The sequence below is a fragment of the Neorhizobium sp. NCHU2750 genome, from assembly GCF_003597675.1.
GTDB lineage: Bacteria > Pseudomonadota > Alphaproteobacteria > Rhizobiales > Rhizobiaceae > Neorhizobium.
On the sequence record NZ_CP030827.1, the window covers coordinates 204,972 to 230,193 of the forward strand.

Annotated in this window: 21 protein-coding genes and 5 pseudogenes; 7 read left to right on the plus strand and 19 right to left on the minus strand. The window is 55.4% G+C overall.

The annotated features are described in order from the left end of the window. Positions 1–10: 10 nt before the first annotated feature. The 6 genes and pseudogenes from tnpB to NCHU2750_RS01000 all read right to left on the minus strand — a co-directional run bounded on the left by tnpB (position 11) and on the right by NCHU2750_RS01000 (position 5,657). On the minus strand, positions 11–334 hold the full coding sequence (gene tnpB / locus NCHU2750_RS00970) for an IS66 family insertion sequence element accessory protein TnpB (protein ID WP_502703798.1): 324 nt from the start codon (positions 332–334) through the stop codon (positions 11–13). 26 nt (positions 335–360) lie between these two features. Next, positions 361–828, minus strand: coding sequence for an IS66-like element accessory protein TnpA (gene tnpA, locus NCHU2750_RS00975; RefSeq protein WP_119938734.1), 468 nt, complete (start codon positions 826–828; stop codon positions 361–363). A gap of 84 nt (positions 829–912) precedes the next feature. Further along, positions 913–1,259 (minus strand): annotated as a pseudogene (locus NCHU2750_RS00980) (transposase); the annotation flags it as partial. Positions 1,260–1,661: 402 nt separating this feature from the next. Continuing rightward, entirely contained in the window at positions 1,662–3,203 is a 1,542-nt protein-coding gene (locus NCHU2750_RS00990) for a hypothetical protein (RefSeq protein ID WP_119938737.1), read from the minus strand. After that, positions 3,200–4,687, minus strand: a complete 1,488-nt coding sequence (locus NCHU2750_RS00995; protein ID WP_119938738.1) for a stealth family protein — start codon at positions 4,685–4,687, stop codon at positions 3,200–3,202. Before NCHU2750_RS00995 ends, NCHU2750_RS00990 begins: the two co-directional genes overlap by 4 nt. A 22-nt stretch (positions 4,688–4,709) precedes the next feature. Continuing rightward, the gene (locus NCHU2750_RS01000; protein ID WP_119938739.1) at positions 4,710–5,657 is read right to left on the minus strand and encodes a glycosyltransferase family 2 protein; all 948 of its coding nucleotides are present in this window, start codon (positions 5,655–5,657) and stop codon (positions 4,710–4,712) included. A gap of 135 nt (positions 5,658–5,792) precedes the next feature. Between NCHU2750_RS01000 and NCHU2750_RS01005 the strand changes: the two genes are divergently transcribed. Further along, positions 5,793–6,161 carry a hypothetical protein gene (locus NCHU2750_RS01005; protein WP_119938741.1) on the plus strand — a complete coding sequence of 123 codons (369 nt, stop codon included), beginning with the start codon at positions 5,793–5,795 and terminating at the stop codon, positions 6,159–6,161. 205 nt (positions 6,162–6,366) lie between these two features. On the opposite strand, the pseudogene NCHU2750_RS31255 reads toward NCHU2750_RS01005, so the two are convergent. The 4 genes and pseudogenes from NCHU2750_RS31255 to NCHU2750_RS01025 all read right to left on the minus strand — a co-directional run. Next, positions 6,367–6,501 (minus strand): annotated as a pseudogene (locus NCHU2750_RS31255) (IS6 family transposase); the annotation flags it as partial. Positions 6,502–6,554: 53 nt separating this feature from the next. Further along, positions 6,555–7,304, minus strand: a complete 750-nt coding sequence (locus tag NCHU2750_RS01015) for a glycosyltransferase family protein (RefSeq protein ID WP_119938742.1) — start codon at positions 7,302–7,304, stop codon at positions 6,555–6,557. Continuing rightward, on the minus strand, positions 7,304–8,878 hold the full coding sequence (locus NCHU2750_RS01020; protein WP_119938743.1) for a hypothetical protein: 1,575 nt from the start codon (positions 8,876–8,878) through the stop codon (positions 7,304–7,306). The genes NCHU2750_RS01015 and NCHU2750_RS01020 overlap by 1 nt, the downstream gene beginning before the upstream one ends. After that, on the minus strand, positions 8,875–9,252 hold the full coding sequence (locus NCHU2750_RS01025; RefSeq protein ID WP_205583870.1) for an HAD family hydrolase: 378 nt from the start codon (positions 9,250–9,252) through the stop codon (positions 8,875–8,877). The genes NCHU2750_RS01020 and NCHU2750_RS01025 overlap by 4 nt, the downstream gene beginning before the upstream one ends. A 658-nt stretch (positions 9,253–9,910) precedes the next feature. Here NCHU2750_RS01025 and NCHU2750_RS01035 point away from each other — a divergent pair. Next, complete coding sequence (locus NCHU2750_RS01035; protein WP_119938748.1) at positions 9,911–10,585, plus strand: glycosyltransferase family 32 protein; 675 nt, start codon at positions 9,911–9,913, stop codon at positions 10,583–10,585. On the opposite strand, the pseudogene NCHU2750_RS01040 reads toward NCHU2750_RS01035, so the two are convergent. After that, positions 10,582–11,336: pseudogene (locus NCHU2750_RS01040) on the minus strand (IS630 family transposase); the annotation flags it as partial. The gene NCHU2750_RS01035 and the pseudogene NCHU2750_RS01040 overlap by 4 nt on opposite strands. Positions 11,337–11,411: 75 nt before the next feature. Between NCHU2750_RS01040 and NCHU2750_RS01045 the strand changes: the two are divergent. Continuing rightward, positions 11,412–12,625 (plus strand): IS3 family transposase gene (locus NCHU2750_RS01045; RefSeq protein WP_119938749.1). Its coding sequence is split into 2 segments (ribosomal slippage): positions 11,412–11,748 and positions 11,748–12,625, totalling 1,215 coding nucleotides; the frame shifts between segments, so codons are not numbered across the junction. Here the strand turns inward: NCHU2750_RS01045 and NCHU2750_RS01050 are convergent. The 4 genes and pseudogenes from NCHU2750_RS01050 to traA all read right to left on the minus strand — a co-directional run. Continuing rightward, positions 12,625–12,885 (minus strand): annotated as a pseudogene (locus tag NCHU2750_RS01050) (helix-turn-helix domain-containing protein); the annotation flags it as partial. The gene NCHU2750_RS01045 and the pseudogene NCHU2750_RS01050 overlap by 1 nt on opposite strands. A 136-nt stretch (positions 12,886–13,021) precedes the next feature. Further along, on the minus strand, positions 13,022–14,203 hold the full coding sequence (locus NCHU2750_RS01055; RefSeq protein WP_245480304.1) for a capsular polysaccharide export protein, LipB/KpsS family: 1,182 nt from the start codon (positions 14,201–14,203) through the stop codon (positions 13,022–13,024). Positions 14,204–14,673: 470 nt separating this feature from the next. Next, positions 14,674–15,653: pseudogene (locus NCHU2750_RS01060) on the minus strand (IS110 family RNA-guided transposase). A gap of 277 nt (positions 15,654–15,930) precedes the next feature. After that, complete coding sequence (traA, locus tag NCHU2750_RS01065) at positions 15,931–19,158, minus strand: Ti-type conjugative transfer relaxase TraA (RefSeq protein WP_119938752.1); 3,228 nt, start codon at positions 19,156–19,158, stop codon at positions 15,931–15,933. Between the two features lie 191 nt (positions 19,159–19,349). Here traA and NCHU2750_RS01070 point away from each other — a divergent pair, with 191 nt between their 5' ends. Both NCHU2750_RS01070 and NCHU2750_RS01075 read left to right on the plus strand, forming a co-directional pair. Further along, positions 19,350–19,649 (plus strand): mobilization protein, encoded by a 300-nt coding sequence (locus tag NCHU2750_RS01070; RefSeq protein WP_119938753.1) that lies wholly within the window; start codon positions 19,350–19,352, stop codon positions 19,647–19,649. Continuing rightward, complete coding sequence (locus tag NCHU2750_RS01075) at positions 19,646–21,211, plus strand: type IV secretory system conjugative DNA transfer family protein (protein ID WP_119938755.1); 1,566 nt, start codon at positions 19,646–19,648, stop codon at positions 21,209–21,211. Before NCHU2750_RS01070 ends, NCHU2750_RS01075 begins: the two co-directional genes overlap by 4 nt. A gap of 27 nt (positions 21,212–21,238) precedes the next feature. Here the strand turns inward: NCHU2750_RS01075 and NCHU2750_RS01080 are convergent, their stop codons facing one another. Next, on the minus strand, positions 21,239–21,418 hold the full coding sequence (locus NCHU2750_RS01080; RefSeq protein WP_119938757.1) for a hypothetical protein: 180 nt from the start codon (positions 21,416–21,418) through the stop codon (positions 21,239–21,241). A 152-nt stretch (positions 21,419–21,570) separates the two neighbouring features. Here NCHU2750_RS01080 and NCHU2750_RS01085 point away from each other — a divergent pair, with 152 nt between their 5' ends. Together NCHU2750_RS01085 and NCHU2750_RS01090 are read left to right on the plus strand one after the other, a co-directional pair. Then, positions 21,571–22,266 (plus strand): hypothetical protein, encoded by a 696-nt coding sequence (locus tag NCHU2750_RS01085; RefSeq protein ID WP_162939421.1) that lies wholly within the window; start codon positions 21,571–21,573, stop codon positions 22,264–22,266. Positions 22,267–22,450: 184 nt separating this feature from the next. Then, positions 22,451–22,648, plus strand: a complete 198-nt coding sequence (locus NCHU2750_RS01090; protein WP_119938760.1) for a transcriptional repressor TraM — start codon at positions 22,451–22,453, stop codon at positions 22,646–22,648. Between the two features lie 176 nt (positions 22,649–22,824). Here NCHU2750_RS01090 and NCHU2750_RS01095 read toward each other — a convergent pair whose 3' ends face one another. From NCHU2750_RS01095 to NCHU2750_RS01105, 3 genes are all read right to left on the minus strand, one after another. Continuing rightward, positions 22,825–23,115: a hypothetical protein gene (locus NCHU2750_RS01095; protein ID WP_119938762.1), complete on the minus strand. Its 291-nt coding sequence runs from the start codon at positions 23,113–23,115 to the stop codon at positions 22,825–22,827. Next, the gene (locus NCHU2750_RS01100; protein WP_119938763.1) at positions 23,112–23,786 is read right to left on the minus strand and encodes a ParA family protein; all 675 of its coding nucleotides are present in this window, start codon (positions 23,784–23,786) and stop codon (positions 23,112–23,114) included. The genes NCHU2750_RS01095 and NCHU2750_RS01100 overlap by 4 nt, the downstream gene beginning before the upstream one ends. Before the next feature lie 497 nt (positions 23,787–24,283). Beyond that, positions 24,284–24,844: a hypothetical protein gene (locus NCHU2750_RS01105; RefSeq protein WP_162939440.1), complete on the minus strand. Its 561-nt coding sequence runs from the start codon at positions 24,842–24,844 to the stop codon at positions 24,284–24,286. Positions 24,845–25,222: the final 378 nt, after the last annotated feature.

Genomic DNA, 25,222 nt, shown 5'->3' on the forward strand with positions numbered 1-25,222 from the left:
TCCAATGAGATCACGCTATCTTTGCAGGCCGTTTGACCGGCTTCTTCTCCACGCGTGTCCAGTCCAGGCCATCGAGCAAAAGCGCCAATTCGCTGGCGCCGAGACGAACCGCTCCATCGTGAACAGCCGGCCAGGTAAATCGCCGATCCTCCAAAACCTTGGTCAACAGCACCATGCCGCTGCCATCCCAGACAACCATCTTCAGACGATCGTTCCGCTTGCTGCGGAAGACATAGATGTCGCCTGAGTATGGGTTGGCGCCGAGCGCAGTCGATACCAGCGCCGCCAGCCCATTGATGCCCTTCCTGAAGTCCACCGGTTTTGAAGCAATCATGATCCGCAAATCCGATCCAAGTGAGATCACGCCGAGGCCCTGAGCGCTTTGAACACCATGCACAGTGCCTGCTCATCGATGCCACCCTCGATCACGGCACAGGCGCCGTTGATTTCGACACGGATCATCAGCGCCGTCACCGCGGCCGGGCCGCCCAAGCCTTCATCGGCCCTGACAACCGGCACAAAGCGCATTTCCTCGTCATCCGACATGTGCTCTCGCGCGCAGCGCCGCCAATAGTGCAGCAGCCCCTGGCTCACGCCATATTGGCGCGCAACGGCAGAGATATTTGCACCAGGCACGAAGCTGGCCGCCGTGATTTCCGCCTTCTCATCAGCGCTCCAACGGCGCCGGCGTTCTTTGCCGAGCAAAACCTCGACACGGCGAGGTGCCCGCCTATCATCGACAACTTCGCTCGTAGCATAGTGCTGATGATTGTCATCAGCACTATGCGGTGACGCCTTCTCGTCGAAATCGACTGGTCCGAAATCCATAGTTCCGTCTCCCACAATCATGTCAGAGCCGAACTATGCGCGAGCCGAAACCCTCTGGAAATGTGGGGTCCTCGCAACGGTTACTATGATCTGGCAGGCCCGCCGTTCCGAAAGGCCCATGACGGCCTTCAGGTGCGCGACGGCGTCACGCTTGGCGGCAGGCCCTACCATTTTTTTGAAAGAAGCTCACGAAGGGCGGCCGTATCCAGCATCTGTTCGGCGAGCAGCTTCTTCAGCTTGGCATTCTCCTCCTCCAGCGCCTTCAGACGCTTCGCCTCGGACACTTCCATGCCGCCGTATTTGGCCTTCCAGTTGTAAAACGTCGCCTCGGAAATCCCGTGCTTGCGGCAGAGATCAGCCGCTTTCGCACCTGTCTCCTGCTCCTTCAGCACCGAAATGATCTGCTCTTCTGTAAATCTCTGCTTCTTCATGCGTCCGTCCTCAATGGGCCGGACTCTAATCCATTCTGGAGGAAATTCTCAGTGGCAGGTCAGCGGCGTTCGCCAGTTCCTTGCCGACGAGCAATGCGACCAAGAAAAGATTGAGCGCATCATAGCAGACCAGCCAAAATCATAAGCGGTGCGGCCTACGCCGGATGGATACGAATAAAACGGCATGAGAAATATTGAGATAGTAAAGGTCCTCACCCGCAAACCTTTTGACCTGAGCCCCAACTTTCCTCCGGGATTTTGGAGAGGCTTTGGTTTCTTTGCTCTGGGACCAAACCTTGGCCCCCTCATTCACAAACGCAACGACACCCTCATGCAACTCGATCGGATGCGGCTTGCCCAATGGTGCATCTCCTTCCACGGGCAAAGGAAACATACTTCAAGCTAGACTGGAATCCTGCCCAGCTGCGCGACGTCTGCCTGCGCAGCAGCAATCAAACGGCGCGCTGCCTCGTCCCGCTTGTCTGCGCTTTGCATCTTTTCAAGAAACGCAGCTGCTTTGATAAGCGAAATATCGACAAGGTTAGCGTTATCAATGGGCGCTCTGGGCATAGTATATCCACCGCTCCACATATGGTAGGCCAGTGTTTCGTGAGCATGCACGATTGGCGATGACAATTCCGCCGCGGCTACCATAGTCGACAACGGATATACGGACGCATATCTTGTCATTGCTTCCATACTACCAATTGCGAACTGATCACCGACCCAGCCATTTTTGCGATTAATGCCGAACTCCGTTTCGACAAAAACTAGCTTCTCGTTTTGCACACGATGTAGGATTGAGCCCCATTCCGATGGATTTGCCTCAAAGGTCAAATCCGGACGGATACGGATGACTACGTCGTAGTCTTTGCCTGAACTCATCATCAGCTCATGACAGGCCCAAATCTTATAGAACATTCGGTGGTGATTGGTAGGCACATCGATGTCATCTTCTACGACCGCGTCAACAGCCGAGTAATATTCAATCAATTGCTCCGAGGTAACCTTCGTCCCCTGGTCCAAGAAGCGGGGATGGGCTTCCAGAAATGACCGGCCCGTGATCTTGTTCTCCAAGCAGAGTGCACGAAATTCATTCAGGACACGCCCTTCGAACCACCTGTCGGCACGATCTGGCACCAGCATTCCGCGGCCAACGTCACTCCAGGCGTGCACGAAACGATCAACTTTGAACTCGTCGAAGAGGGGCTTCATGATTTCGTGGGCGCGTTGGAACCCACGCATCTGGCCGCTCATGCAGAGCGCTATTGAAGGCTTCTTACGCAAAATCGATACTACAGCAATAGCGGAAAGATCCGGCTTCTGTGACCGAAGGCGTCGGCGGCGCTGTAGCTTCTCGATCACCTCCTTCTCTCTGCGATCAAGGCTAGACTCATCAGCGATAAACTGGTCAAGCCGCGCATCGACCTTAGCCCTCTGTTCCAGCCTATCTTCTGGTAGAAACCCGCAGAGGTATTGGTCCAGCATGAAAACATGTGAAGGTTTAACGCCTGGAGCGTCCAAATTATCTATCATTAACTCAATCAATGTGCCCATTGATCGCTCGCGCTTCATTACCCGGCAAGCGAAACGAACACGGTCGACCGGAATAGCGAAAATGCGGTCGGTGAACCAACGCTTGAATTTCTTCACGCTGTCTTTTGTCGAGCATATAAGGGCGGCCATCACGTGGTTGTCGGAAGGCGCAAAGCCGCTCGCTTCCATCTCTTGTAGAAACGGTCCAATCACGTCTCGAAAAGACTTGAACTCATTTCGGTCCGCGTAAAACATCTTTACTGCATGGTCCGAGAATTCATGTTGCCCGGTCAGTGCGTAGGCGACACGAGCCTCATCCTTCGTCTTGATCTTTCCGCCAGATGTGCTCCATCGCTGATGAAGCTTGATCACATCGTCGTAGGAGAACGCGGCACTGTTCTGGGTCATGATTTCTCAGCTTCGGACTTGAATGGGTATAGCTTAGGCAGGAACGACTTCTTGAATTTTCCGAACTCGGCGTGAGAGGAGCTACCGCCTCCGTCATTCAGGCAGAAGAACCTTAAAGCAAGATGGCCAGACCTTTTATCAAACATTCGATAGTTTGTGTGGCGCACAATCATCGAATTCTCGTTGCTCTCGACGCATTTACCTTTGCTCAAGGCATAATGGTGGTACAAGAAGGATGCGAAAGATACGTCGTCCTTCGTTCTGAAACGCGCAGCACGGGTCACTGCCGCTGCGCCGCTGAACTCGTCGAGTAAGCTTTGAAAGAGCGTTTTGTTAAACGCATATGGTGCGTGCCTGTGCATCTGCACTGGTAGCATACCAGTGACTGACTGTAGGAGATTGGCGCCGTTAACCGCCGCGTGCTGCCATTCTTCCGCGCGGTCTTGTTTGCAGAGCTGGCGAAGGTAGGGAATAACGCCATAAGGCTCGAGCCGAGCCACGCTCTGGCCGTACGCAGTAAAGAAATCGTTCTTGTTCAGATTGCTGGACAGGAAGAAGTCATCATTCAAATAAATGAAGTTCTCGCTCAAGCCCGGCAGGAGGTGCAGATAGGTTTCAATAACGTGAGAATTAAACGTGGGCAGAACTTCCTGCGGCATCACCTCGTCGTGCATGACCCATCTATATCGATCCGATGACACAAACCAATCTGGAGCCGGGCAATTGGAGAAGATGTAAACCGTTCTAATCCAAGGCGCGTACATTGCTAGTGATCGGATGGAGTGACGTAGCTCGTCATTATGGCTAAACCGATCAGGATCAATAGCGCCAGGGTCCTTGTAAGGCTTGATCAACTCTCTCCATGATGGTGCCGTGCTGTCTACCCAAGTGTAGACCGCATCAGTTGGCTCCGGAGACGAGAACGGAGTCACCACCGTGCTCAATTCGGTCCTTTTGCTACCGAAAAGCATCCGCTTTACAGGGGCGTGTTCACCTGGCGCAAGTGCTACTCCGCGCTGCTCTTTCCAAGGAGTAATAGAATGGCGGCTCAGGAGAGCGTTCTGGCTGCCAATTACGGCAAGCTCGATGCGGCCGTTCTTCGTAGGGTTCAGTACCGACGCCTTGAAGCGCCGAGACTCGACCTTTCGCCACGCTCCCTCTTTGGACATAGCGAAGATGCGCGCGCCAGTGCTGTCAGCAACGTTCGCCAAGGACGACATAACGAACGGGATCGAAAATGCCGATAGATCTACTTCGTGCGGGTTATCAGAATACGGACGAGTAATGCCTAGGTCTAGTCGCCGCAAAACTTCGGCAACGGACGTTGGAGCCTGACCGCTTACAGTCTGCTCGAACAATGTGGACCATTTCTCGGCTTGTTTAGCCGGAAGCATTAAATGGGTGACGGGATATCTTTCGTTAAGATAATTTCGAGCAAGGATGGCGTATTTACTGACTATCTTCGATAGTCGTTGATTTAGCATCACCTGATTTCCCTTATCAGCCTCAAGCTGAGATCGCCGGGTTATGGTAGGGGCTAAGCAGACCCAGCCTCATATCCTCGTGCCGCTTCCTTAGGGCATCCCACTCCGCGAGCGTCTGCTGGCTACGAGTGAAAATCACACGGCGATCCCGTACAGCAATAGATTCGCAACTAGTAAAAAATGACGAGACCTCACGGAATAGGGCAAAATACAAGGTCCGAAAAACGTGCACTTGGCAAGAGGGGCCGAAAACGATTTTTATCCGCTCGTAGAAATCAGCGTCCTCACTGACGTTTTCTCCGATGAAGAAGCCGACCTCGTTTAACACCTCTTCGCGAGGAAACATCATCGAAATGATGCACTTCATTACTCTCTTGTCATTAATCTCCAGGCGCCGACCGCCCTGATCGACACGCACGTAATTGCACGTCGCGAGCTTTTTGCGAGGGTTGGCAGTCAGTGCGAACAGTTGATGCTCCAACCGATAAGGCGAGCTAGTGTCGTCTCCGTCCTGGAATGTTACGTAATCGCCCGTTGCAGCGAGCATGCCGGCATTCCGGCTTGCACCAGTCCCCAGACGCCGTTCATTGGTAACTACACGAATCTGATTGTGCTTCGATGCAAGATCAGCAATCAGTGTTGCAGCCCCGTCCGTACTACAATCATCAACGATAACAATCTCGACATTCGAAATTGACTGATTGAGTATCGACATCACAGACTGGCGCAGGGTGGATCGATCGTTGTGGGTAGCAATGATCACACTGACGCTTGGTACAGATGACACTCTCCGGCGAAACCTCTTGTAGAGCAATCGGTCTTCGTACATCAACTGTGGATCAGCGATAAGGTCGGAAAGCCAGCCGTTACGATCAATCGCATTGTATAGCGCTACGACGGGCTTTCGGATAAAAGACGGAGCTTCTTTTTCGAGCACTAATCGAGGGTGCCTGCGAAATTTGAAAAGCATTGTCTACCGCCGCCGTACTGTTGCCACCATCTCTGTCTGACATTTATATGTCACTTTTGTGACTGGTAATCCAGAGGCTGGACAACGGTTTTAAGTTGAAGATGACAGTTTTGCGGCAGTGGCAGGGAGGGATTTATGAATAGCAATTTGATGGCATTGTCACAATTGAGGTCAGCCTCGCGTGGAAGCAGCGCGCTCAGCGCTGCAGTGGCGGAAGCCTTAGGATATCGAAAGGACCAAATGGCGATCGATGCTGGCGCGAAGAAGAACTGGGTTGCCCCGTCGGGCGGCGATTTTGTAGAGCTACCCCACTTCACTACATCATTGGACGCCGTATGCAGCCTGCGTACAGTCTTGGGCGAATCGACTACGATTAGCTTCAGTTGGGAGAAAAGTCAGGCAACCGCGAAAATAGCTGATGGACCGTTTATAGTCGCGTCGACTCCGGAACTGGCTATTTGCATGGCTGCCGTTCATTACCAGATGAGGCGGCAGCAGATATAAGACTGCGGCACCAAAAGTGCCGCAAGCTTTTAGGATATCAGACGTACTTAGCGAGATCGTCGCTGTTTCCCGTAGGTATTGCCGCGTTGCTTTAGCTTGGTTGTTAGGGTTTCTGATGTGCAGAAGTCAGCCGGTCATTTCCTCGGTGTAGTCGGCCCGCAGGGCGAATGCATCGGCCCGTGCATGACGGTGTGAAATGGCGGCCCCCGCGCTCAGCTAGCAGATCTTCCACATCGGATGTGCTCAAGGCAAAGCGGTGGGAGACTCAAACCGCAGAAGCGACAAAATTACGCGGAAAACGAAAACCCGTCTAACGGGGAAAGGCGCTCGGCAATGTCATCGCCAGGAGCACCGGACCCGTAACGCTCGAACAACTTGGAAATACCAATAAGGTCAGGCTATCTGCGTCAGAAAGTGGCGGTACTCCGCAGGAGTACCGCTGAACTTGATATTGTCGGCATCCATCACCCGGTAGACAACGGTTTTGCCCTTCTGGATCATGGCGTTATAAAGCGGCGCAATGTAGCGTTCGTGGCCCTGCAGCTCGGCGACCGGCCGGTTACGGATCGCGTCGAATTCATTCATGAAAGTTGCGGCACTGGCGAATTGGTAAAGGCCGGAACTGCAGAGGTTCGAGATTCGAACCTTTTCCGTTACTTCCAGGGCTTCCCCTATATTCTCGTCCGTATGCTTGGGGCGCACGAAGGACCAGTGGTCGCCGTCGCCGACAAAAACGTCGAGATATCCGGCGACATTGGCGAATTTCGACAAATCGGGTTGCTCGAAACCGGAATAGATCGTGTCGATATTGAAGATCGTGATCGGTTCGTCAGGCGAGACCCCGCCGACCTCCAGCCCCCGCGCGACCGTTGTCGCCTGGCCGTCTGTCGGGTTGTCGAGACGCGCAAGCTTGACGTTTTCGGCACGAAGTCCGATCGCGTCGGAACTTTCCAGAATGAATTCCTCTGAGCAGGTCGCACCGAGATAGACAAACAGAAATTTCTCGTCGGCGAAGGCGTCGCGGAAGCCGTAGACCGAATGCTGGAACAGGTTCATCGAACCCGCCGGCAACATGAATTTCGGGACGGTGAAGCCCGCTTCAGTAAACCGTCTGCTGAGGCCGGCCATGGGAAAGACGTACATCAAAGCGATTCCATCTGTTGAAAAAGGCGTGCTGCATTGCCAAGAAAGCAAACCTGCCTGTCTGGCCGGTCGGCGTGAAGAGGTATCATCGACAGAAACAAGTGCACGAGAATGGCTGAGACCAGCCGTTCATCGAACGGGGCGTTCAGGATTCCTGCTTCGCGGAAGGCGGCGATCAGCGTCGGCCAGTTGCCATTGTTGAACTCGGTCATGTTAAGATCGACATTGCGGCCGTCCAGCCTGCCGGAAATATATCCCGAAATGATAAGATCATATCCGCCGATCACCGAGTGCGCGAGTTTTGCTACATCGTAACGGGGGTCGCCATAGATTGATTTCGATCCGTTCGGAAGCAAGCCTCTTGGATCTATAACTTTCACGGACTGGCTTCTGAAATCGTAGAAAATGTTCGAAAAACCGAAGTCGCCGTGCAGCAGGCTGGCTTCGGGTGTGCCGTGAGTGTCAATGATTTTGTCGGCGCGGCGCGACATTTCTAGTGGCGACGGCATGGATTGCCCGCCGTATGAAAAGCCGGTTGTGATGTCGAAGCCACTCTGTTTTGAAAAATCTGCGAGCCGCTTTTCGGTTTTCGCCCCGTAATAATTACTAAAATTCACGCCCAGATCTATGGGCGGCCTGATTGCTCTGCTATCGTTGAGGAAGGTTTGGCAGGCCCGGAATATACGTTGCCAAACATGGCGATTCAGCCTGCCGTATACGGCCAGATTGGCGAGCGTCGTCAGGTAGGTATTCGCAGTCCGGTACCCGAACTCGCCATTCTCCCTGATACGTCCCAGATAGGCCGGGACATAAATGCGCATAGAATCGGGGAGGCTCTCGAACCAGCTTGCCTCGCCGTCAAGCTTGGCTAGGTCAGCGCTGGTCTTGTCCACTGCTGTTGGCGTTATCCGGAGCGAGTTGAATGACCGTTCCGTGGTTATCAAGCCGCAGGAGGCGAAATATGTCTGGACGTGGCCGAAATCGTACCAGTTGCCGTCCGTCACCATGGAAAGAGGCGTCTTCTCGGCATAGCGCTCCAGCGCACTGATGAAATTGCCGCGGCTGAGGGCAATGGCCTGCAGCAGCGCCGGCACGTTGTTGAGGGAAAAAAGACCCGAAACGACGAAACGGCCGCCTTCCTGCTTCTCTGCCGGCTGGCCGCCAATGGGGGCTGGCGCCCAGTTTTGGGCGTCCGAAGCCAGATGCGCGGAATAGAAGTTGTCCTCAAGTTCAATACCGGTGACGAGCGTATCGCCGTAAAGGATCAAGAGCGGTTGCTGGTATTCGCCGATCGCGTTGATGCAATTGGCAATCGATTCGCCAATGCTGAACATCGGATCCGAGCGGATAATCGTGGCGCCGAGCCGCTCTATGCGTTCCACATCGATCGGCGGGATTTCGAAGTCGTCCGGGAGCGAGAGATAAACATGGCTCGCCAGAGCACTCATGTCCTCGATCTGACGAATGAAGAGCCGCTGGCTGCCAAGCGGCAGAAACGAGGGCGGAAGCCGTCCGAATTCTGCTTCTAGACCTTGGGAGACATATGCGCTTGACGCAATAAGGGCGATTGTCACTGCTTGGCTCCCGTTCCAATAAGCGCATAGATCTCGTCGAGGCTCAGCCGCGCAAATTCGTCGGGCCTGATTGCTTTGTCATCGACGTAAAAGCCACCATTCTCACACCAGGGCTTGCCGATGTGAATCTCGTCATAGGGCACGCCATGTTCGTTCAGCCACTGAATGATCACCGGCAAGGTATTGGCATTTATCTTTCCGAGATTTCCGGCATAGGTTCGCATGTTGCGTGCGGTATGAATCGCAATCGTGAAGCCTAGGTTGCGATATTCAACGAGCTTGGCCACGACCTCCGGATTATGGGAAAGATTTTCGTAGCTCTCCCCAGGCCGGGGCTGGGTTATCGTATCGTCAAGGTCAATTACAATTTTCACGCCAATTACCTATTCCTAGTCTTCCCTTCGCGAGTCGTCGCGGCTGAGGTGGCAGCCAAGTGATAAGGAGTTAAGTCGGCGCCATAACCTTGCGAGCAGGCATGCTCATAGAGGAAAAATCGAGCGGAATCATCAGGCATTTTGGAAATCGGCGAAATCGTCATCCAAACATATGATAGTGTATATACATCGCATTTTTTCGGCAGCATCGCGATCGGGCTGTAATGCAACACCAACCGCAGAGACCGCCAACTTGGCAATACCCACGGGACTGGACTAAGTCGGTGCGGAAAAATATTCTGAACGACAGGGCTCTCGATGCGTCCGAACGAACGCCTTAGTAGCGTTATCTCCGGTCATCATCGCCCGATGCATCTTTGGTGAATCGATGATACCGAAATGAGGGAGATCTTCAACGAACATTACCACGATATAAATATTTTCTTCAAAGAGCGCGGGCACCACTTCGTCTACGACCTGCGTCATCCGGACGCGGGGCAGATAACTTGCGAGTTTCTCGGAATAGCCCCTAGACCTCTGTCCAAACCCAATTATTTCTTTCGAACTCGGGCTCGGAAACGCATCGACATAAAGACAACCGCCGGCTCCGTGTCATGCAGTCGGTGGTGGGCTATAACGACGGAGAGAAGTAAAGGATATGGAGAAAACCATCCATTTTATCTGGGTTTCGCCGACGGACAGTATCTCTCTTCCGGCAGACATTTCTTCCAATCTCGATCGGTGGCGGAGCTTGCACCCCAATTTTGAACAGCGCATATGGGGCCTTGCTGATATCTTGGCTTTGGCCGCAAGGCACGGTCTCGACCGGGCCGCGTCATGCATATCCGCCTGCCGCCTGTTTGCCATGAAGTCGGATATTGCTCGGCTGCTCATCATGGCCTCCGAAGGGGGCATCTATTCCGATCTCAAGAATAGCCCGCGCCGGCCGTTTCTCGACACATTGGCGACGGACCACTATCCCGTAGTGATCGGGTATCCCGACGATATACAAGTGGCGCAAAAGGGCAACCTTTCCTATTTCAACGGCTTCCTTATCGGACCGCGAGGGCATGCCTTTTTCCGGGATTGCCTGGACAGGGCATGCCTCAACGTTGAGGGCCGAAAGACAGCGCCGGTTTTCGAAATCACCGGCGGAAGGGTTCTCGAAGATTGCATCGGGGCGCCACCCCGCAGCGATATAAGGCTCATGCCTGGAGAAAGCGTTTGGGGCGAGAATGCCTTGATGACACGCATAACCGCCTCTTATAATGGCGCCAACAATGCCCAGCACTGGGTGAACCAGCAGAATCAGGGCGATCTTTATATCGACTAGATTGATTCCAACGTTTGGTGCCCGCGTTTAACAGCCGCGATTATCTCGTCGAGGTCTGCCTTCCACACGAACGGCTTTGGCTCGGCATTGTGCTCTCTGACAAAGCGGTCGATGGCGGCTTGAAGGTCGACCAGGAAAGACGCCGTGCTTAAGGCGACGCCGCGTAAGCTTTGCGAAGAACTCTTCGACGGCATTCAACCAGGAACAGGATGTCGGCACGAAGTGGAAGGTCCATCGAGGATGCCTGTCCAGCCAAGCGCGTACTTTCGGCTGCTTGTGTGTCGCGTAGTTGTCGAGAATGACGTGGACGGCTTTATCCTTGGGCAGGGTCGCTTCGACTGCATTGAGGAAGCGAATGAATTCCTGATGGCGGTGTCGCTGCATATTTTTGCCGAACACCGACCCATCGAGGAATATTGAGGGCGACAAATAGCGTCGTCGTGCCGTGCCGTTTGTAATCATGGGTCATCGTGCCGCCGCGCCCCTTCTTAAGCGGGAGACCGGGCTGTGTCCGATCAAACGCCTGAATCTGGCTCTTCTCATCGACGGAAAGAACGATGGCGTGGGCTGGGGGCGAGACATAGAGGCCGACAACATCGTGCAGCTTCTCGGCAAAGGCTTTGTCATTCGACAGTTTAAAGCTACGCCAACGATGCGGAGCCAAACCATGCTCATGCCAGATTTTAACGACGGAAGACGCCGCGATCCCTACCGTTTTTGCCATGGCCCGTACTGTCCAATGTGTCACCTCCTTGAACTGCCCCCCATTTCGACCGGACAGTCGGCATAAGCAGAAAGGCTCCAGCACAGGCTTGAGGACAGGCTTATGTCTAACGAGAATCGACACGCTGAATTGCTGACGGGTGATGTTCGCCGCAGACGGTGGACACCCGAGCAAAAGCTGACGATCATCGAGCAGAGTTTCGAACCAGGCGAGACGGTATCGTCGGCCGCTCGCCGCCATGGCGTTGCGCCCAATCTGCTTTATCGGTGGCGCAGGCTCTTGAGCGAGGGAGGTGCTGCAGCCGTGGGTTCTGACGAGCCGGTTGTCGGCAATTCGGAAGTAAAGAAGCTGGAGGATCGCGTCCGCGAGTTGGAGCGCATGCTCGGCCGTAAGACGATGGAGGTCGAAATCCTCCGCGAAGCCCTTTCCAAAGCGGACTCAAAAAAACGGATATCGCGGCCGATCTTGTTGCCGAAGGACGGTTCGCGATGAAGACCGTCGCAGACACGCTGGGTGTCTCCCGTTCCAATCTCGCCGGGCGGCTGAAAGGCAGATCGAAGCCGCGTGGGGCATGCCACAAGGTTGGGGATGCAGAGCTTCTGCCCGCCATCCGCAGGCTGGTGGATCAAAGGCCAACCTATGGCTATCGGCGGATCGCCGCGCTCCTCAATCGCGAAAGGCGAGCCGCCGATAAGCCTGTCGTCAACGCCAAACGGGTTCATCGCATCATGGGCAACCACGCCATGCTGCTGGAGAAGCACACGGCCGTTCGCAAGGGCCGCCTCCACGACGGCAAGGTCATGGTCATGCGCTCCAACCTGCGCTGGTGCTCCGATGGTCTGGAGTTCACCTGCTGGAATGGGGAGGTCGTTCGCCTCGCTTTCATCATTGACGCCTTCGACCGCGAGATCATCGCCTGGACAGCGGTCGCCAATGCCGGAATATCTGGCTCGGATGTCCGCGACATGATGCTGGAGGCGGTCGAGAAACGCTTCCATGCAACCCGAGCCCCGCACGCTATCGAGCATCTCTCGGACAACGGTTCGGCTTATACAGCACTGGAGACCAGGCTATTTGCCCAGGCGCTCAATCTGACGCCCTGCGTCACGCCGGTGGCCAGTCCGCAGTCGAACGGAATGTCCGAAGCATTCGTCAAAACCCTGAAGCGGGATTACATCCGCATCTCGGCACTACCGGACGCCGAAACGGCGCTCCGGCTCATTGACGGATGGATCGAGGACTATAACGAAATCCATCCCCATTCCGCGCTCAAGATGGCTTCCCCTCGGCAGGTCATTAGGGCTAAATCAATCTAGCCGACCTGTCCGGTGAAACGGGGAGCACTCCACTCCCGCTGTAGTGGCTCCAAAGTGAGGGCAACGAACTTCTCGACTGATTCATCATCGAGTGGAGCTATGGCAGGAGGCCTGCTTTTGTCACGCAGGAGGCCATCGACACCTTCGGACATAAACCGTTCTTGCCAGCGCCAGACGCAGGTTTTGGATTTGCCAGTTTCCTCCATGATGGCTACAGTTCCAAAGCCATCACTGCTCATGAGGACGGTCCTCGCTCGCCACGGAATGGCTTTGGACGTATAACCACGAACGGCCCAACACGGGCATTGGCGGCATCACACCCGCTCAGAAACTGAAAATGGCCGCGTGAATTCTATTGTCGAACCCCGTTAAAGAGGTTTTGCGCGGATAATGATTTTAAGATTTTGCTTTAGCCCGCATTTTATCGATGATCGCGAGGGCATCCTCGATTTCGATGTATTTTTTCTTTTGCGGGTCAAAGTAACGAGGGTAAAGAATATAGGCACATGCAAAAACCTCCTCCACCGAAAGCGTTCGGTTCCGGCGTAGGTTTGGTTGCCTGTCGTCAGTTAAGCCCCAGCCCGAGTAAAAAGGGCATCCTATTGTTGTGACCTTGATTCCTCGTAATAGTGCCTCAAAGCCAGATAACGAGGTAATCGTGTACACATGATCGATGGACTGAAAAGAATCAGAAAGAGCTACATCGTCATCCAATATTTTGGCGATTGGTCGAACATCATTAGGGTCAGATAACTTTGATGCTAACCCGCTGAGAACCTCTGGATGCGGCTTGTATATTAGGTCTGCTTCAGGGTTCTCTCGTCGTGCAAGTCGTACAAGGTCATTGTTCGTGAACGGCCTGTTGCATCCGTAAGCAATCGAGGCATCACTCTCTACCTGACCAATCACTAAAACACGTTTTTGAGATTTTTGTCCATACACGGATTCTATATTGAAAGATGACCCAGAGTTATATTTACTTATCCCATTGTTAAGCATGTATGATATCGCGTTCCTTGCGCGATAAATCAGTTGCTTGTCATTGTCAAAATCGTAGTTGCTAAGAATATTCTCAAGATCTGTAGGCTTGTCGGAACGAAAATACATATCTTGACGATCGAATGTCAGGGACATCGGTGGGGTGCGCAGTGCGCCGAGCTTTAGCGAGCGGATAAAACCGTCCTCTACATAGTAGAATGGGATGCTGTTTGCCTCGCAAAAATCTTTAAGTTGTTGCGGCCCCTTGTATTGCCAACTCAAAACGATGCTTCGCTCGTCGAGCACGAGCTTCTTTTTCCAATGCCGATCAAATTGGCCAGGCTTTAGTTTAGTTGGTGCTAATATGACTGTATAATCAGGAAACCAATCGGTTATGAAGGTTTTCCAACTGCTGAAACCAAATACGTATAGTGGCGGCTTTTTCGGCCGGAGCACTTTTCGAGCGTAGAGCAGTAGTCGCGTGGTCATTCCCGATGGATGAGCCGACTTCTCTGGAGCTTCAGGCGTACTGGGGGTCATCAACTCAATACCAATGTAGCTTTGTAACCTAATCGCAAAACTTTCTAGAGCTGCGCCCATCACGAAAATTAAGGCAGCGTTTAGGCGATTAAAGTATCGCAGCGATATGACAGATAAGTGAAATAGACGGAAGGCCGAATTGGTTGTAACGGGTTCAAACCTGCATTTGTGCTGGATCGTTAAGTCCGGTGTCTTAGAGTCTTCCCTGATTGGGGTCGTTGAAGAGCTGCTCCGATTTGAATTTCGGATCATACCGCCCCGCGGGCCACTCGCTTCTCTTCGCGGTCGGCGCATGGCTGCCGCATGATGGGATCAGGTAGGCACAGTGTCTCAATCTGTTTCACTACCTTAAGGGTTCGCCCCAGCTTCAGGACACGAAACTAGATCACCTTGGCCATCGTGCCCGCGGGAACGATCCGATTAGCCTTTTCAGGCAGAACCTGCTGTTTGTATGTTATCTCACAGATTGTCCATTATCAGGCTGCTGCGAGGTCGATCTGCTCTCCGAAACGGAATTCAGAGCCGTCGCATCACATCCGATGCAGGATTACTGCTATTTTACGGGCCCCTGCAACGCGTGCTCGCGCATTCTCCGACGCCTGGCGATGCCCATGCCCCATGCCCGGCTGGACCATCTCTTCGACCGAGTGAGCAGCGAATGGGCTGCTTCGTAAAGCGCGGTTCGTGCGATCTCGTCACCACATCGGCTGATCTTGCCCTGGATGTCGGTCTCGCCGGATTGATAGCGGGACGGCGTCAAACCAAGATGGGCACCGACATCGCGCGATCGACGAAAGCGATCGGGTCGGTCGATGGTAGCACGGAACGCCAGCGCGGTGATCGGCCCGACGCCCGGTACGCTTATCAGTTGGCGGCATGTCGTCTCATACTTGGCAACGCCGAGCACCTATTTCGTGAGACGAGCGCACTCCTCGAGCATCGTGGCAAGCACCGCCAACAGCGGCTCCATCAGAGCGATCGACAACTTCTCCCCGGCCATGATATCTCGCACCTTGCCCACGAAGTCCGCACGGCTCAGTGTCCCAAGCTTGATGCCGCCTTCCCGCAAAATAGCCCGCACGACATTCTCGATTGAGCGTATCTCGTTCATCACTGTCCGCCGCGCCACCAAAAGCGATCGCCATAGTCGGCATTGGCGGCTTTTGACATGCACCTGCCGGAACCAGCCCGCACGCATGATCTGCGCCAGTGCACGCGCATCATTGCGATCGGTCTTGTTCGGCATCGTCTTCATCGCCGCATTGGCCTGGCGCGTCTCGATGCAGACGGCTGCCAGTCCTGCGCTCCGCAACCCGTCATGCAGCCAAGCCGCCAGAGAGCAAGCTTCAAGGCGGATGCGCTCCATCGGCAAACCGAACTTCTCGAGTGCTGTGACCAGCGCCGGAGGCTCACTGATCGCCCGCATCTCCTTCACGATCCGGCCCGTCTCGTCGACGATACAAATCGATGCTTTTTCCAAAGATACATCCATTCCGGCGTAATACATCATGGCTGCTTCCTCTCGATGCGTGTGGCCAGCGGAGCTGCGCGTGCTGTAACCGATGGTCGCTGGCCATATGGCAGCAATAAACCCAGCGCGGCGATAAAAGGCGTCCCTTCCGGCCGCGGCGATCAGAGGAAACAGCTTGCCGTCTTAATGCGTTCAAACCCGACCCCGCCTTTGCCGATGCAAGACTAGTCGGAGAGCTTTGAGCCTGCGATCGGGTATAACGTCATCGTCTGGCTGCCAGAGGCAGCTTTTCCTCAAAGCCTGAAGCAGATGTTGATTAAAGCCCTGGCGTCAAACCTTTGCTGAGGGTCTGCGCCAACTCATACTGCCGAGACAACTCCTGCCGACGCGCTTGATCGGCAATACGAACCACTTCGGCAACCCGATCGATACGGCCGGCAAGCTCCTGATCCAACTGCTCCGGGTTCTTGAGCAGATCCAGCCGATCGGAAGTGCCAAACCGCTTCCGCAGCGCCGATACGATGATCTCCGCTTCGTCCAGAGCCTGCTTCCCCTCTGGCGCCTCGGCAAGCTTCGCAAGGAACGCATTCTTTTCTTCATACGGCTTCGCATCAAGCTCACTGAGGATGCGCTCGCTTCGAGGCGTCAGCCCCGGTACCTCGATCATATTCTGTTTTTCCCGTTTCCAGGCCTCGCGGCGCCGTTCCCGATCGAGCTGCCGTTCCCAGGCCTCGACGGCATGGCCGACATGAGCGCCCAGCGCACGGGCCGCACGGCGGGCTGCCTTACGCTGGCGGTTGTCACCGAACATGCCGGTCTTGCCGAGGAGCGGGCCAAACTGCTCCGGCACATCCGCGGCGGCGCGACCGAGCAGTTTGATATCCACCTTCTGCCCGATGATCATCGACTTCAGGACAGCAGCAACACCGGACGGATGAGCGTAGACGTTGCCGGCCATCTGCCTCAAGTTTTCGACCTCCTGCTCCAGATATGGCACGGCCTTGGCCCGGGCGACCTCCTCGACCGTCCTGGCATAGTGGGTGACGGCCGGCACCAGCGGCTCGACCTTTGCAACGCTCGGCGTTGCCTCGTGATCCTGTGACGGATCTAGCCGGACATGGATCTGGCTGCGGTTGATGTTTTCGAAGAGCCCGCGCCGGTCGGCAAACGCCTTGGTGTAATCCAGCGTCGTTTCCTTGGCCCTGGATCGGCCAAGAGTGGCACCGAGCGCCTTTATGTCCTTCAGCTCGTCCTGCCCCACATAAAGCCGGACTTCGTCTCGATGACGGGTCATTGCGACATAGGTGAGGTGCCGATCCATGGTCGCCGATGCCATCACGAAAGCCCTGTCGACTGTCGCCCCTTGGGATTTGTGGATGGTGGTTGCGTAACCATGGTCAAAGGCCTGGTAACTTTTGATCGGTAGGGTGACGTCACGGGTCCTGTTCAGCCCGTTACCGTCGAGCTGTATCTGTATTGCGTCGGGCTCGACGGCCAGTACCGTTCCCAGCATACCATTCTTCACACCGAGATCGCGATTGTTCTCGAGCAGAACGATGCGGTCACCAGGCGCGAATGAACGCTTACCGTCATTGGTCTGGTAAATGCGTTCTGCCCCCAGCTTGTTATCCTGCCTCAGCTGCTCGCCCTCGCCTCGCGCCAGCTGGCCATTCTCCTGCAGTGCTTCGCGAATGTCGGCATTGATGGCTCTGACATCAACGCGACGATGCGCCAGTGCGATGCGTGAACCAGCCGGATGCTGATCGAGGTCGGCAAGATAGTCCGCAACGAGTTCCGCGCGCGCCGCATCCCGATCAGCAAGGAAACGCACGTCGCCGCGCTCAGCATACTTTTCGAGCCCCTCCTTCGTCCGATGGGTGGCAAAGGCGGTAGATGCCTCCCGCTGCCATTCTTGTTTCTGCCGACGGATTTCTGAAAGCTCGACGGCGCCAACCTGCTCGACGATCGCCCGGAATGGCGAGCCGGCGCCGATCGCCTGCAGTTGTTCGTGATCGCCGACCAGGACCAGCTTGGCGCCCTTCGCCTGCACCTCGCCGACAAACATCGCCAACTGCCGGCTGCTGACCATGCCAGCTTCATCGATGACAAAGATATCCTGCTGGCCAAGCTCGGCTCTGCCCCGCTGCCAGCCATAATCCCATGAGGCCAATGTCCGTGAAGCTATGCCGGACGATTCCTCAAGCCCCTCGGCCGCCTTGCCGGCAAGTGCGGCACCGTGGACGCGATATCCCTGCCGCTCCCAGGCATCTCGCGCCGCCGCCAGGATGGTCGATTTGCCGGCGCCAGCAAAGCCAAGGACAGCCGCGATCTGCTCCGGCCCTGTGATATGCTCGACGGCAGCACGCTGCTCCTGGCTCAAGCCGGCGTTGGCGATGTGGCGGTCGCGATCCTGTTCGGACAAGCGTCCATCATTCACGCTCCGTTGAAGTGATGCGGCGACACCCGCCTTGATTGCATCATCCTGCACGTCCAGAGCGGCCGCGACGTTTTCGACGTTGACGCCATGGCGTGGTACCCCCCGCATCTCGGATGCGCGCAACGCCATGGTCTGTTCGATCTCCACTATCTCCTTCGTCGAATAGCGCGCCAGTTCTCCATCCTGGCCCAGTCGCAGCTCAACCAGTGCCGGCGACGCCATGACGGCGGCAAAGGCATTCTGGAATTCCTGACCATCGTCGATGTAGCGATGCAGCGTACGCGCCACGTCGTGACGATCGAATACGCTCTTTTCGCCGGTGATCAGTATCAGCGCCTGCTCCGGTTTTTCCCGGATCAGCGCCGCATTCTTCTTCGCCGCCTCCGTCTCGTTGCGGACACGCGACACACCAAGCCCGCGCCGGTCCATCTGCGAGGCATGAACGCCCATATGCTCGGTCGGCTCGATCTCGAGGCCGCGCTCCTGGTGCGAGCGATGATCGACGCGGATATCGAGGCCGGCCCGCGCCAGTTCGCGGTTGGCGTGGTTCTCCCAAGCCTGGCGGATATCGCGCAACTGCATGTGTGAGGTCGGCTGATTGTTGTTGAGCAGCCATTTGTTCTCGCGCTCGATCAGGGTCTTGTCGCCGAGGCCCTCGGCCGTCACCTCCCGCGTCGTCATCATCACATGCGCATGCATATTGCGGATGTCGGTATCGCCGGTCGGACGGTGAATGGCAAAATCGACGGCGGCGCCATACCGATCGGCGAGATCCTGTGCGAATGCCCGAGTCAGCGCAATCTGCCGTTCTCGCGACAGTTCATGCGGCAGTGCCAATTCGAATTCGCGAGCCACGCGGGAATCTTTGCGTTTCTCCGCACGCTCCACCGCATTCCACAACGCCGCACGGTCACTTGCCCATTCCGCCTCCACCCCTTCCGGCAGCACGATTTCGCAATGCTCGACGCCGCGCTTGGCGGTAAAGTCATGCACAAGGCCGTCGCGTTCGTTCAAAAGGCGGCTGGCGGTACGGTAGGCCACCGCTGCCACGGCGCTGCGGCCGCCGCTGCGCGCCACCGGCTTCATGCTGCAATGATAAATTGCCATGACCGCCTCCGGACGAGGAAAGAGCGTTTTCGAGCGCTGAGTTGCGCAGCAACTCGTAAGTGCGCCCTTGGAACTCTTTTCGCTTCGCTCTCATCGTTATGGGACCCCAGCGGATGCGGCCATTGCAGAATTTACCCTATTGAGGCTTCGAGCCTGCAGCCTAGCGTCGGCCCCTTCACAGGGAGACAATCATGGTACGTAAACCGATCACGCAAAGGATTGCCGAACTTGAGGAGCGCAGACGGGTGCTGATAACGCGCCTGAGCAAGCAGGAGCGCGCCCGCGACACACGGCGAAAGATCCTCATCGGTGCGCTCGTCCTCCATAGGCTGGAGAGTGCCAGGGATCCGGCGTTTTCGACGCGCTTGCGTGACTGGCTGCGTGCCGAGCTTCCCGGTTTTCTGACAAGGGATGGTGACAGCGAGCTGTTCGAGGACATTATCGGGCCTGCGCAAGCTGAGCCGAGCCACGATCGGGAGGAAAGTCGATGAGCTTTTCCCATATCCTCAAGTCGCTGTTTGCCGCGCCGTTCTTCGCGCTCCTCTGCATCATCATCGGAACGGTGTTTTCGGCGCTGATCCTGCTGATCAATTTTGCCATTCTGGTCATCGGTGATTTTGCACCTGGACGGATCAGCGAAGCGGCCGAGATTGCCGCCCGGTATTTTCCGATCGTGCTGGGCATTCTTGGCGCGCTCTCCGCTTTCATGATCGACGGTCCAATCCCTGCCGTGTTCGGGACGGCACGCTGGGCAGACAAGAAGGAGAAAAAGCAACTCACGGCCGGGAGCGACGGCCTACTGATCGGCCGCGATCCACAATCGGGTGATCTCTTGCGCTATGATGGGCCGGCGCATTTGCTAACCATGGCGCCGACCAGAACCGGCAAGGGCGTCGGCACCATCATTCCCAATCTGCTGACGGCCAATCGCTCGGTGATCTGCATCGATCCGAAGGGCGAGAATGCCAGGGTCACCGGGCGCGCGCGGCAGATGTTCGGACCCGTCTTCTACCTCGATCCGTTCGAGGTTATCGGGCGCCCCGGATCGGCATTCAATCCGCTCGATGGCCTGAAAGCCGACGGGATGGATATCGCGGAAGATGTCGGCACGCTCGCCGATGCCCTTGTGGTCGATGATCCCGGCATGTCCGGAGAGGCGCATTGGAACGAGGAGGCCAGGGCACTCATTGCCGGCCTGCTTCTTCATATCGTTGCTGCCGAGCCACCCGGCCAGAGACATCTCGGCACGCTCAGGAAACATCTGACGCTGGCGTCGCAAACGTTCTCGTCGCTACTCGCAGACATGCAGATCATGTCGGACTGCAACGGGTTAATCGCGCGTGCTGCCAACCGCCATCTCGGCAAGTCCGATCGAGAAGCTTCCGGCGTTCTGTCGGCGGCACAAAGGCATACGCATTTCCTTGACAGCCCGCGCATGACGGCGGTGATGGCGCGATCGGATTTTGCATTCGCGGACCTTAAACGAAGGAATGCCACGGTGTTTCTTGTGCTGCCGCCGGATCGCCTGTCGACTTATTCAAGATGGCTGCGGCTGCTGATCACCCAGAGCCTGACCGACATGGCGCGCGACGCGACCACGCCCCACCAGCCGGTGCTGTACCTCCTCGATGAATTCGCGGCTCTCGGTCATCTGGCACCTGTCGAGCGGGCCATGGGCTTGATGGCCGGTTATGGCGTGCAGCTATGGCCCATCCTGCAGGACATTCACCAGCTGCGCGCGGCCTACGGAAAACGCGCCGGCACATTTCTGTCGAACGCCGCCGTGTGCCAAGTGTTCGGGGTCAATGACGTGGAAACGGCAGAGCTTGTCGGCAAGGCGATCGGCAAGACCGATGCGGTTTACTCGACGCAGTCATGGGGAGATGGCAAAACCTCGACGTCGCAGCACATATCGGCGCGGGATCTGATCAATCCAGATGAAATCATGAGGTTGCCGGGGGACAGGATGATATTGCTGCGGCAAGGGCAACGGCCGGTTTGGGCGAAGAAATTGCGGTATTTCGAGGATGCGGAGTTTAAAGGATCGCTCTAGCCCGGCAATTCCGATCCATCTCTCTCCCTATTCAGCAGAGCTGCCGGAATCGCCTTTGCTCACCTCTCTGCGCTGGAGCTCATTCTCTATTGCTTCACGGATAAATGCCGCGACCTGATAATTGCCAACCAGCGCCTTTATTCTTGCACGTGTTTCCGGCGAGAGGCGCACCTTGGTTTCTTCGACGTTGAGCGGCGGACGTCCCATGTTTGACAGTCAATATCCGTTGTTATTCGGCTTCACAATATGGCGTTGACGCAATAAACGGGGACGTTTATTGTCGGTTCGCTATCGGCCGAATGACGTGCTCCAACACGTCATCCAGCCTGACCACAACCAAGCTTACAGGAGCTCGGATCATGGCTGATTCTGACACTAGCAGAACTTTGCCTGCAGATACCCGCACAAAAAACAAAACTCCTGACGGGCGCGAGACCCAGCTTCCATCGCGGATAAATCGTCAAAACCTTCTAGGAGCCACTGCAAAGGTGCTGCTGGCGCTTACCACCGAGCTGGAGAAAGCGCCCGAGAGAAACGTGCCGGGTCCGACGTCAACGGCACGCCTTTGGCTGAACTGGTATGAGGCTCATCAGCGACGCGTCCGCATTACCAAGTATCGGCAGAAGGTCGAGGCGAAGGTTCGCGCGATGGCGGGGGCATTCCCGGTGGTGCGGATCGAGATATCTGCCGACGAGCCGGATGTGACCGTCTATTCGCTTGCCGAAATCAACCGACTGAAATCTCGCGTTCCCCCAGAAAAGTTGGCAGCCGTACGATCACTGATGAGGAAGCGCCGGGAGAATTGGAATGCTGCCGACAGAAAGCTTGGTTACAACCCTGCGATGGCCTTCGAGCACAATCTAGCTGAGCGAGAACAACTGCTATCGCGCTTACTGTCTTTATCAAAACCCAAGACGACGATTGAAGTTACCGCAAAAATGCACTGCCTGCTGACCATGCAGGACCCCGACAACAAACTCGCTGACGCACCATGGCGCAATTTGCGGCAAATGTTGCTCGACCTCATAGAGGTTACGCGATCGCCCACACCCTGAAAACCTGCCCCAAGCCTTGCTATCGAGTACCGGCAAGCGCCAATATGCGATTTAGTCGCCTATTTGCGTGAGAGTAGAACGATGCGTCACCTCGAAGATGTCTCGGACCTGATGTTGTCAGCCAGACAGCTCTCATCCGGCGGAAACCCTGACGGTGAGAGCTATCCAGACACATCGGCGCCTGATGAAACAGGCCGAAGACCTCTTTCAGGGTCTGCCCGAAGAATACCAGACCGGAGAATCTCGAGGCGGCGAACAGCGTCTCGCCTATGTCGAGGCTGAACTCGAAATGTTCACTCAAGCGGAAACGGTCAACCTGTTGGTCAAGATGCTCGGCTATATTCCGGAACTGCCCGAAGATGAAGAGTGTCCTCGGGACTGAGGGGCGCGTTGTCCATTGTCCGCTCACAAGGCCCAAAAGGTACCTCGATCAACTTGGCGACCGGATTCGACGCAAAGCAATCTGGGTAAATAAGAATAACGCGCGTTGACGTTGACGCATTTTGACGCAGCATAGATGCGTTCTATGGAGTGCGGAAAGCCGTCGTGCTTCGCTAGTTACACTCCCGCCCTGTCCATGAGCTCCTTCAGTGCCTCAGGATAGGACATTCTGTTCTGTTCGCAGAACAGCAGGAATCGATTGAAAGTCGTCACCGGCGGCCGAATATTCAAGTTGGCGGATGGCTCTGATGGTTTGCGGCGAGTCAGCTTCTGAACGGGTTCCCGAGCAACAAATCCATGGCGCTCACCGATCGCGTCTACCTTTGAATCTGAAATTTTGACAGCTTCATCCTTATCAGGCGTGATGTTGGCGAGCTTGCCGCCAAAGCCGAGGTTTTTTCCGCTCATGCCGCCACCTTCGCGTCGATCACCAAATTTACAAGTTCCTCAGCGAGACGAAAAGCGTTATCTCGCGCTGCAGGGAGACCATTGACCTCACGACCGTCAAGTTCGGTCAGGTCCTGCTGGTAAAAGAACATTGCCTTATATGCTGACCGTTCGTTCAAGTGGTTTCTAAAAATTGGAACATCGCTTGCAGTGAGTTGCGAGGTGATCTGCCTCTCAAGCTTCGTGGCGATTGCAGGTGAGGTTCGAGTGAACAGAATTTTGTAGGGAATGGTCTTCTCGAAAGCCTGCTCCTCTTCGTGAATGAGGTTAATGGCGCGTGCGGCCAGCTCTGCATCCGTTGGGCTAGCTTGAATGGGAATGACAACCAATTGAGCTCTTGCCAGTGCTCGCGACATAAGACGGCTTGCAGTGCCTTCGAGGTCAACGAATACGAATTGAAACTTTCTACGGTACTCGTCGAGTTTTGAAGTGATAGTGCTCTCGTTGACATCACCGTCGACGATCACCGGATTTCTAGAAGCTCCCGCCCTCCATCCTTTGATGGCCCGGTTCGGATCGCAATCGAGAATTATCACGCTCGCTCCCTGTTCAGCCAGAGACGTCGCAAGAACCAACGTACATGTCGACTTTCCCGCGCCACCTTTAGGATTGGCCACCGTGATGACAGGCATTTCCGACCTCCTATTTCGTGATGAAGCAGTTCACCGCATCATAATGCTTTAACATGCGTTAACACGCTTTCTGTCGCGTCACAATGCAAGATCGTTAACGTGCGTCAATCTTGACGCATGCTCTTCCTGATGGCAGGTGCCAATTATCGTTGATGGGTACAGCCGTTACCCTGCTACTGAAATCACTGTAATACCCAAGCTGTTTCGAAGCGGAACAAGCGCAGAAGGAAACCGCCTACCCAAAACCGAGCGGACATCAACAAGGTATGTTTCGGACAAGAAGCCACGCTCAGCCTCCATCACCGCTTTGTATTTCACGCACTGGAAGAGACCCCGCGCAATGTCAGCATCGTTCGAAATGGATGACTTTACCTCGACAGCGAATTTATCTGCTCCCGAAATAAAGAGGACGTCTGGCTTATCACCGGACGGCAATGGTTGCTCGGAAGCCCCTATTGCAGCACTGATTATTCCAACCAAACTCGGATCGCGAATGATTAGATCCTTGAGGGCTTTGTGCTGAGGGCCTTCTCCGCCACCATTGCCACGACCCGTCTTCGCTTTCGCATCTTCGCTTTCGCAATTACCTGTGACCGATCATCTTCACTCATGACGAGATCGAATTCGCTCAACAACTCCCGCCAATATGGGTACGCAAAAACGTCCGCCCAGTAGCCGTTGAGGTATAGTCTTTTTTGCTGCCGATCGAGCTCCCCATAGTCGACATCTCTACCGGCAAGAAAGCTATCGAAACCAGGCCCAGGCATCTGGGTTCCCTTGTTGATAACAAGTGACTGAATGTGGGGAGGCGCTCGCTTCTTCCATCCGCTTTTACGGGAGAGCTCGTCGAGACTGTGGCCAACGCTGCCTAACACCCAATTCAAATCCCGTGGGTTGGGCATGCCCAGCTCCCAGGCTAGCCCCTCATAGGTAATTGGCTTCCCCGATAGGGCTTGACGTACCAGGATAGGAAGCGCTCGCCTAGCTCGCTCCTGATAAAGCTTCTCTCCGAAGATGTCTCCAGCAACAGAACTCGTTTCAGCCACATAAATCTTCATGAAAACGTGATTTTAGAAGACAGGGCCCGCACCGTGCTTCCAGATTCAGATGATAAGTGGTCTCCCGCCAAAATCACAAGGCGTCCACTCCAACCTTGGTTTCCCGCTCGCACCATTCCGGCGCCCACAAGGTCGAGCTAATTCAGGTCATACAATTTGTTCGCCGTTCGTTCATTGTAGAATTCTGCAATTCCATACTCCTGAGGAATCGTAGTTCAATGAACCACATGAAAACATTCGGAAGGCTGCGGCAAACCGTCGTTCGTTATTGAGGGAGCTGTCAAACGTGGAGGCGATCGTCCTCTGCTTACGCTCGATCACTCGAACCGCTTCGTCGTCTTGTCCAGTGAAGTAATCAAGGTCAGCAGCGGAGGCGAA

Coding starts and splice junctions, on each gene's coding strand:
- NCHU2750_RS01005 (WP_119938741.1), top strand. CDS start 5,793: ATGAATAGCAATTTGATGGCATTGTCACAATTGAGGTCAGCCTCGCGT.
- NCHU2750_RS01080 (WP_119938757.1), bottom strand. CDS start 21,418: ATGGGACGTCCGCCGCTCAACGTCGAAGAAACCAAGGTGCGCCTCTCG.
- NCHU2750_RS01085 (WP_162939421.1), top strand. CDS start 21,571: ATGGCTGATTCTGACACTAGCAGAACTTTGCCTGCAGATACCCGCACA.
- NCHU2750_RS01075 (WP_119938755.1), top strand. CDS start 19,646: ATGAGCTTTTCCCATATCCTCAAGTCGCTGTTTGCCGCGCCGTTCTTC.
- traA (WP_119938752.1), bottom strand. CDS start 19,158: ATGGCAATTTATCATTGCAGCATGAAGCCGGTGGCGCGCAGCGGCGGC.
- NCHU2750_RS01100 (WP_119938763.1), bottom strand. CDS start 23,786: ATGCCTGTCATCACGGTGGCCAATCCTAAAGGTGGCGCGGGAAAGTCG.
- NCHU2750_RS01015 (WP_119938742.1), bottom strand. CDS start 7,304: ATGTACGTCTTTCCCATGGCCGGCCTCAGCAGACGGTTTACTGAAGCG.
- tnpB (WP_502703798.1), bottom strand. CDS start 334: ATGATTGCTTCAAAACCGGTGGACTTCAGGAAGGGCATCAATGGGCTG.
- NCHU2750_RS01070 (WP_119938753.1), top strand. CDS start 19,350: ATGGTACGTAAACCGATCACGCAAAGGATTGCCGAACTTGAGGAGCGC.
- tnpA (WP_119938734.1), bottom strand. CDS start 828: ATGGATTTCGGACCAGTCGATTTCGACGAGAAGGCGTCACCGCATAGT.
- NCHU2750_RS00995 (WP_119938738.1), bottom strand. CDS start 4,687: ATGCTAAATCAACGACTATCGAAGATAGTCAGTAAATACGCCATCCTT.
- NCHU2750_RS01090 (WP_119938760.1), top strand. CDS start 22,451: ATGAAACAGGCCGAAGACCTCTTTCAGGGTCTGCCCGAAGAATACCAG.
- NCHU2750_RS01095 (WP_119938762.1), bottom strand. CDS start 23,115: ATGAGCGGAAAAAACCTCGGCTTTGGCGGCAAGCTCGCCAACATCACG.
- NCHU2750_RS01035 (WP_119938748.1), top strand. CDS start 9,911: ATGGAGAAAACCATCCATTTTATCTGGGTTTCGCCGACGGACAGTATC.
- NCHU2750_RS01000 (WP_119938739.1), bottom strand. CDS start 5,657: ATGCTTTTCAAATTTCGCAGGCACCCTCGATTAGTGCTCGAAAAAGAA.
- NCHU2750_RS00990 (WP_119938737.1), bottom strand. CDS start 3,203: ATGACCCAGAACAGTGCCGCGTTCTCCTACGACGATGTGATCAAGCTT.
- NCHU2750_RS01055 (WP_245480304.1), bottom strand. CDS start 14,203: ATGGGCGCAGCTCTAGAAAGTTTTGCGATTAGGTTACAAAGCTACATT.
- NCHU2750_RS01105 (WP_162939440.1), bottom strand. CDS start 24,844: ATGAAGATTTATGTGGCTGAAACGAGTTCTGTTGCTGGAGACATCTTC.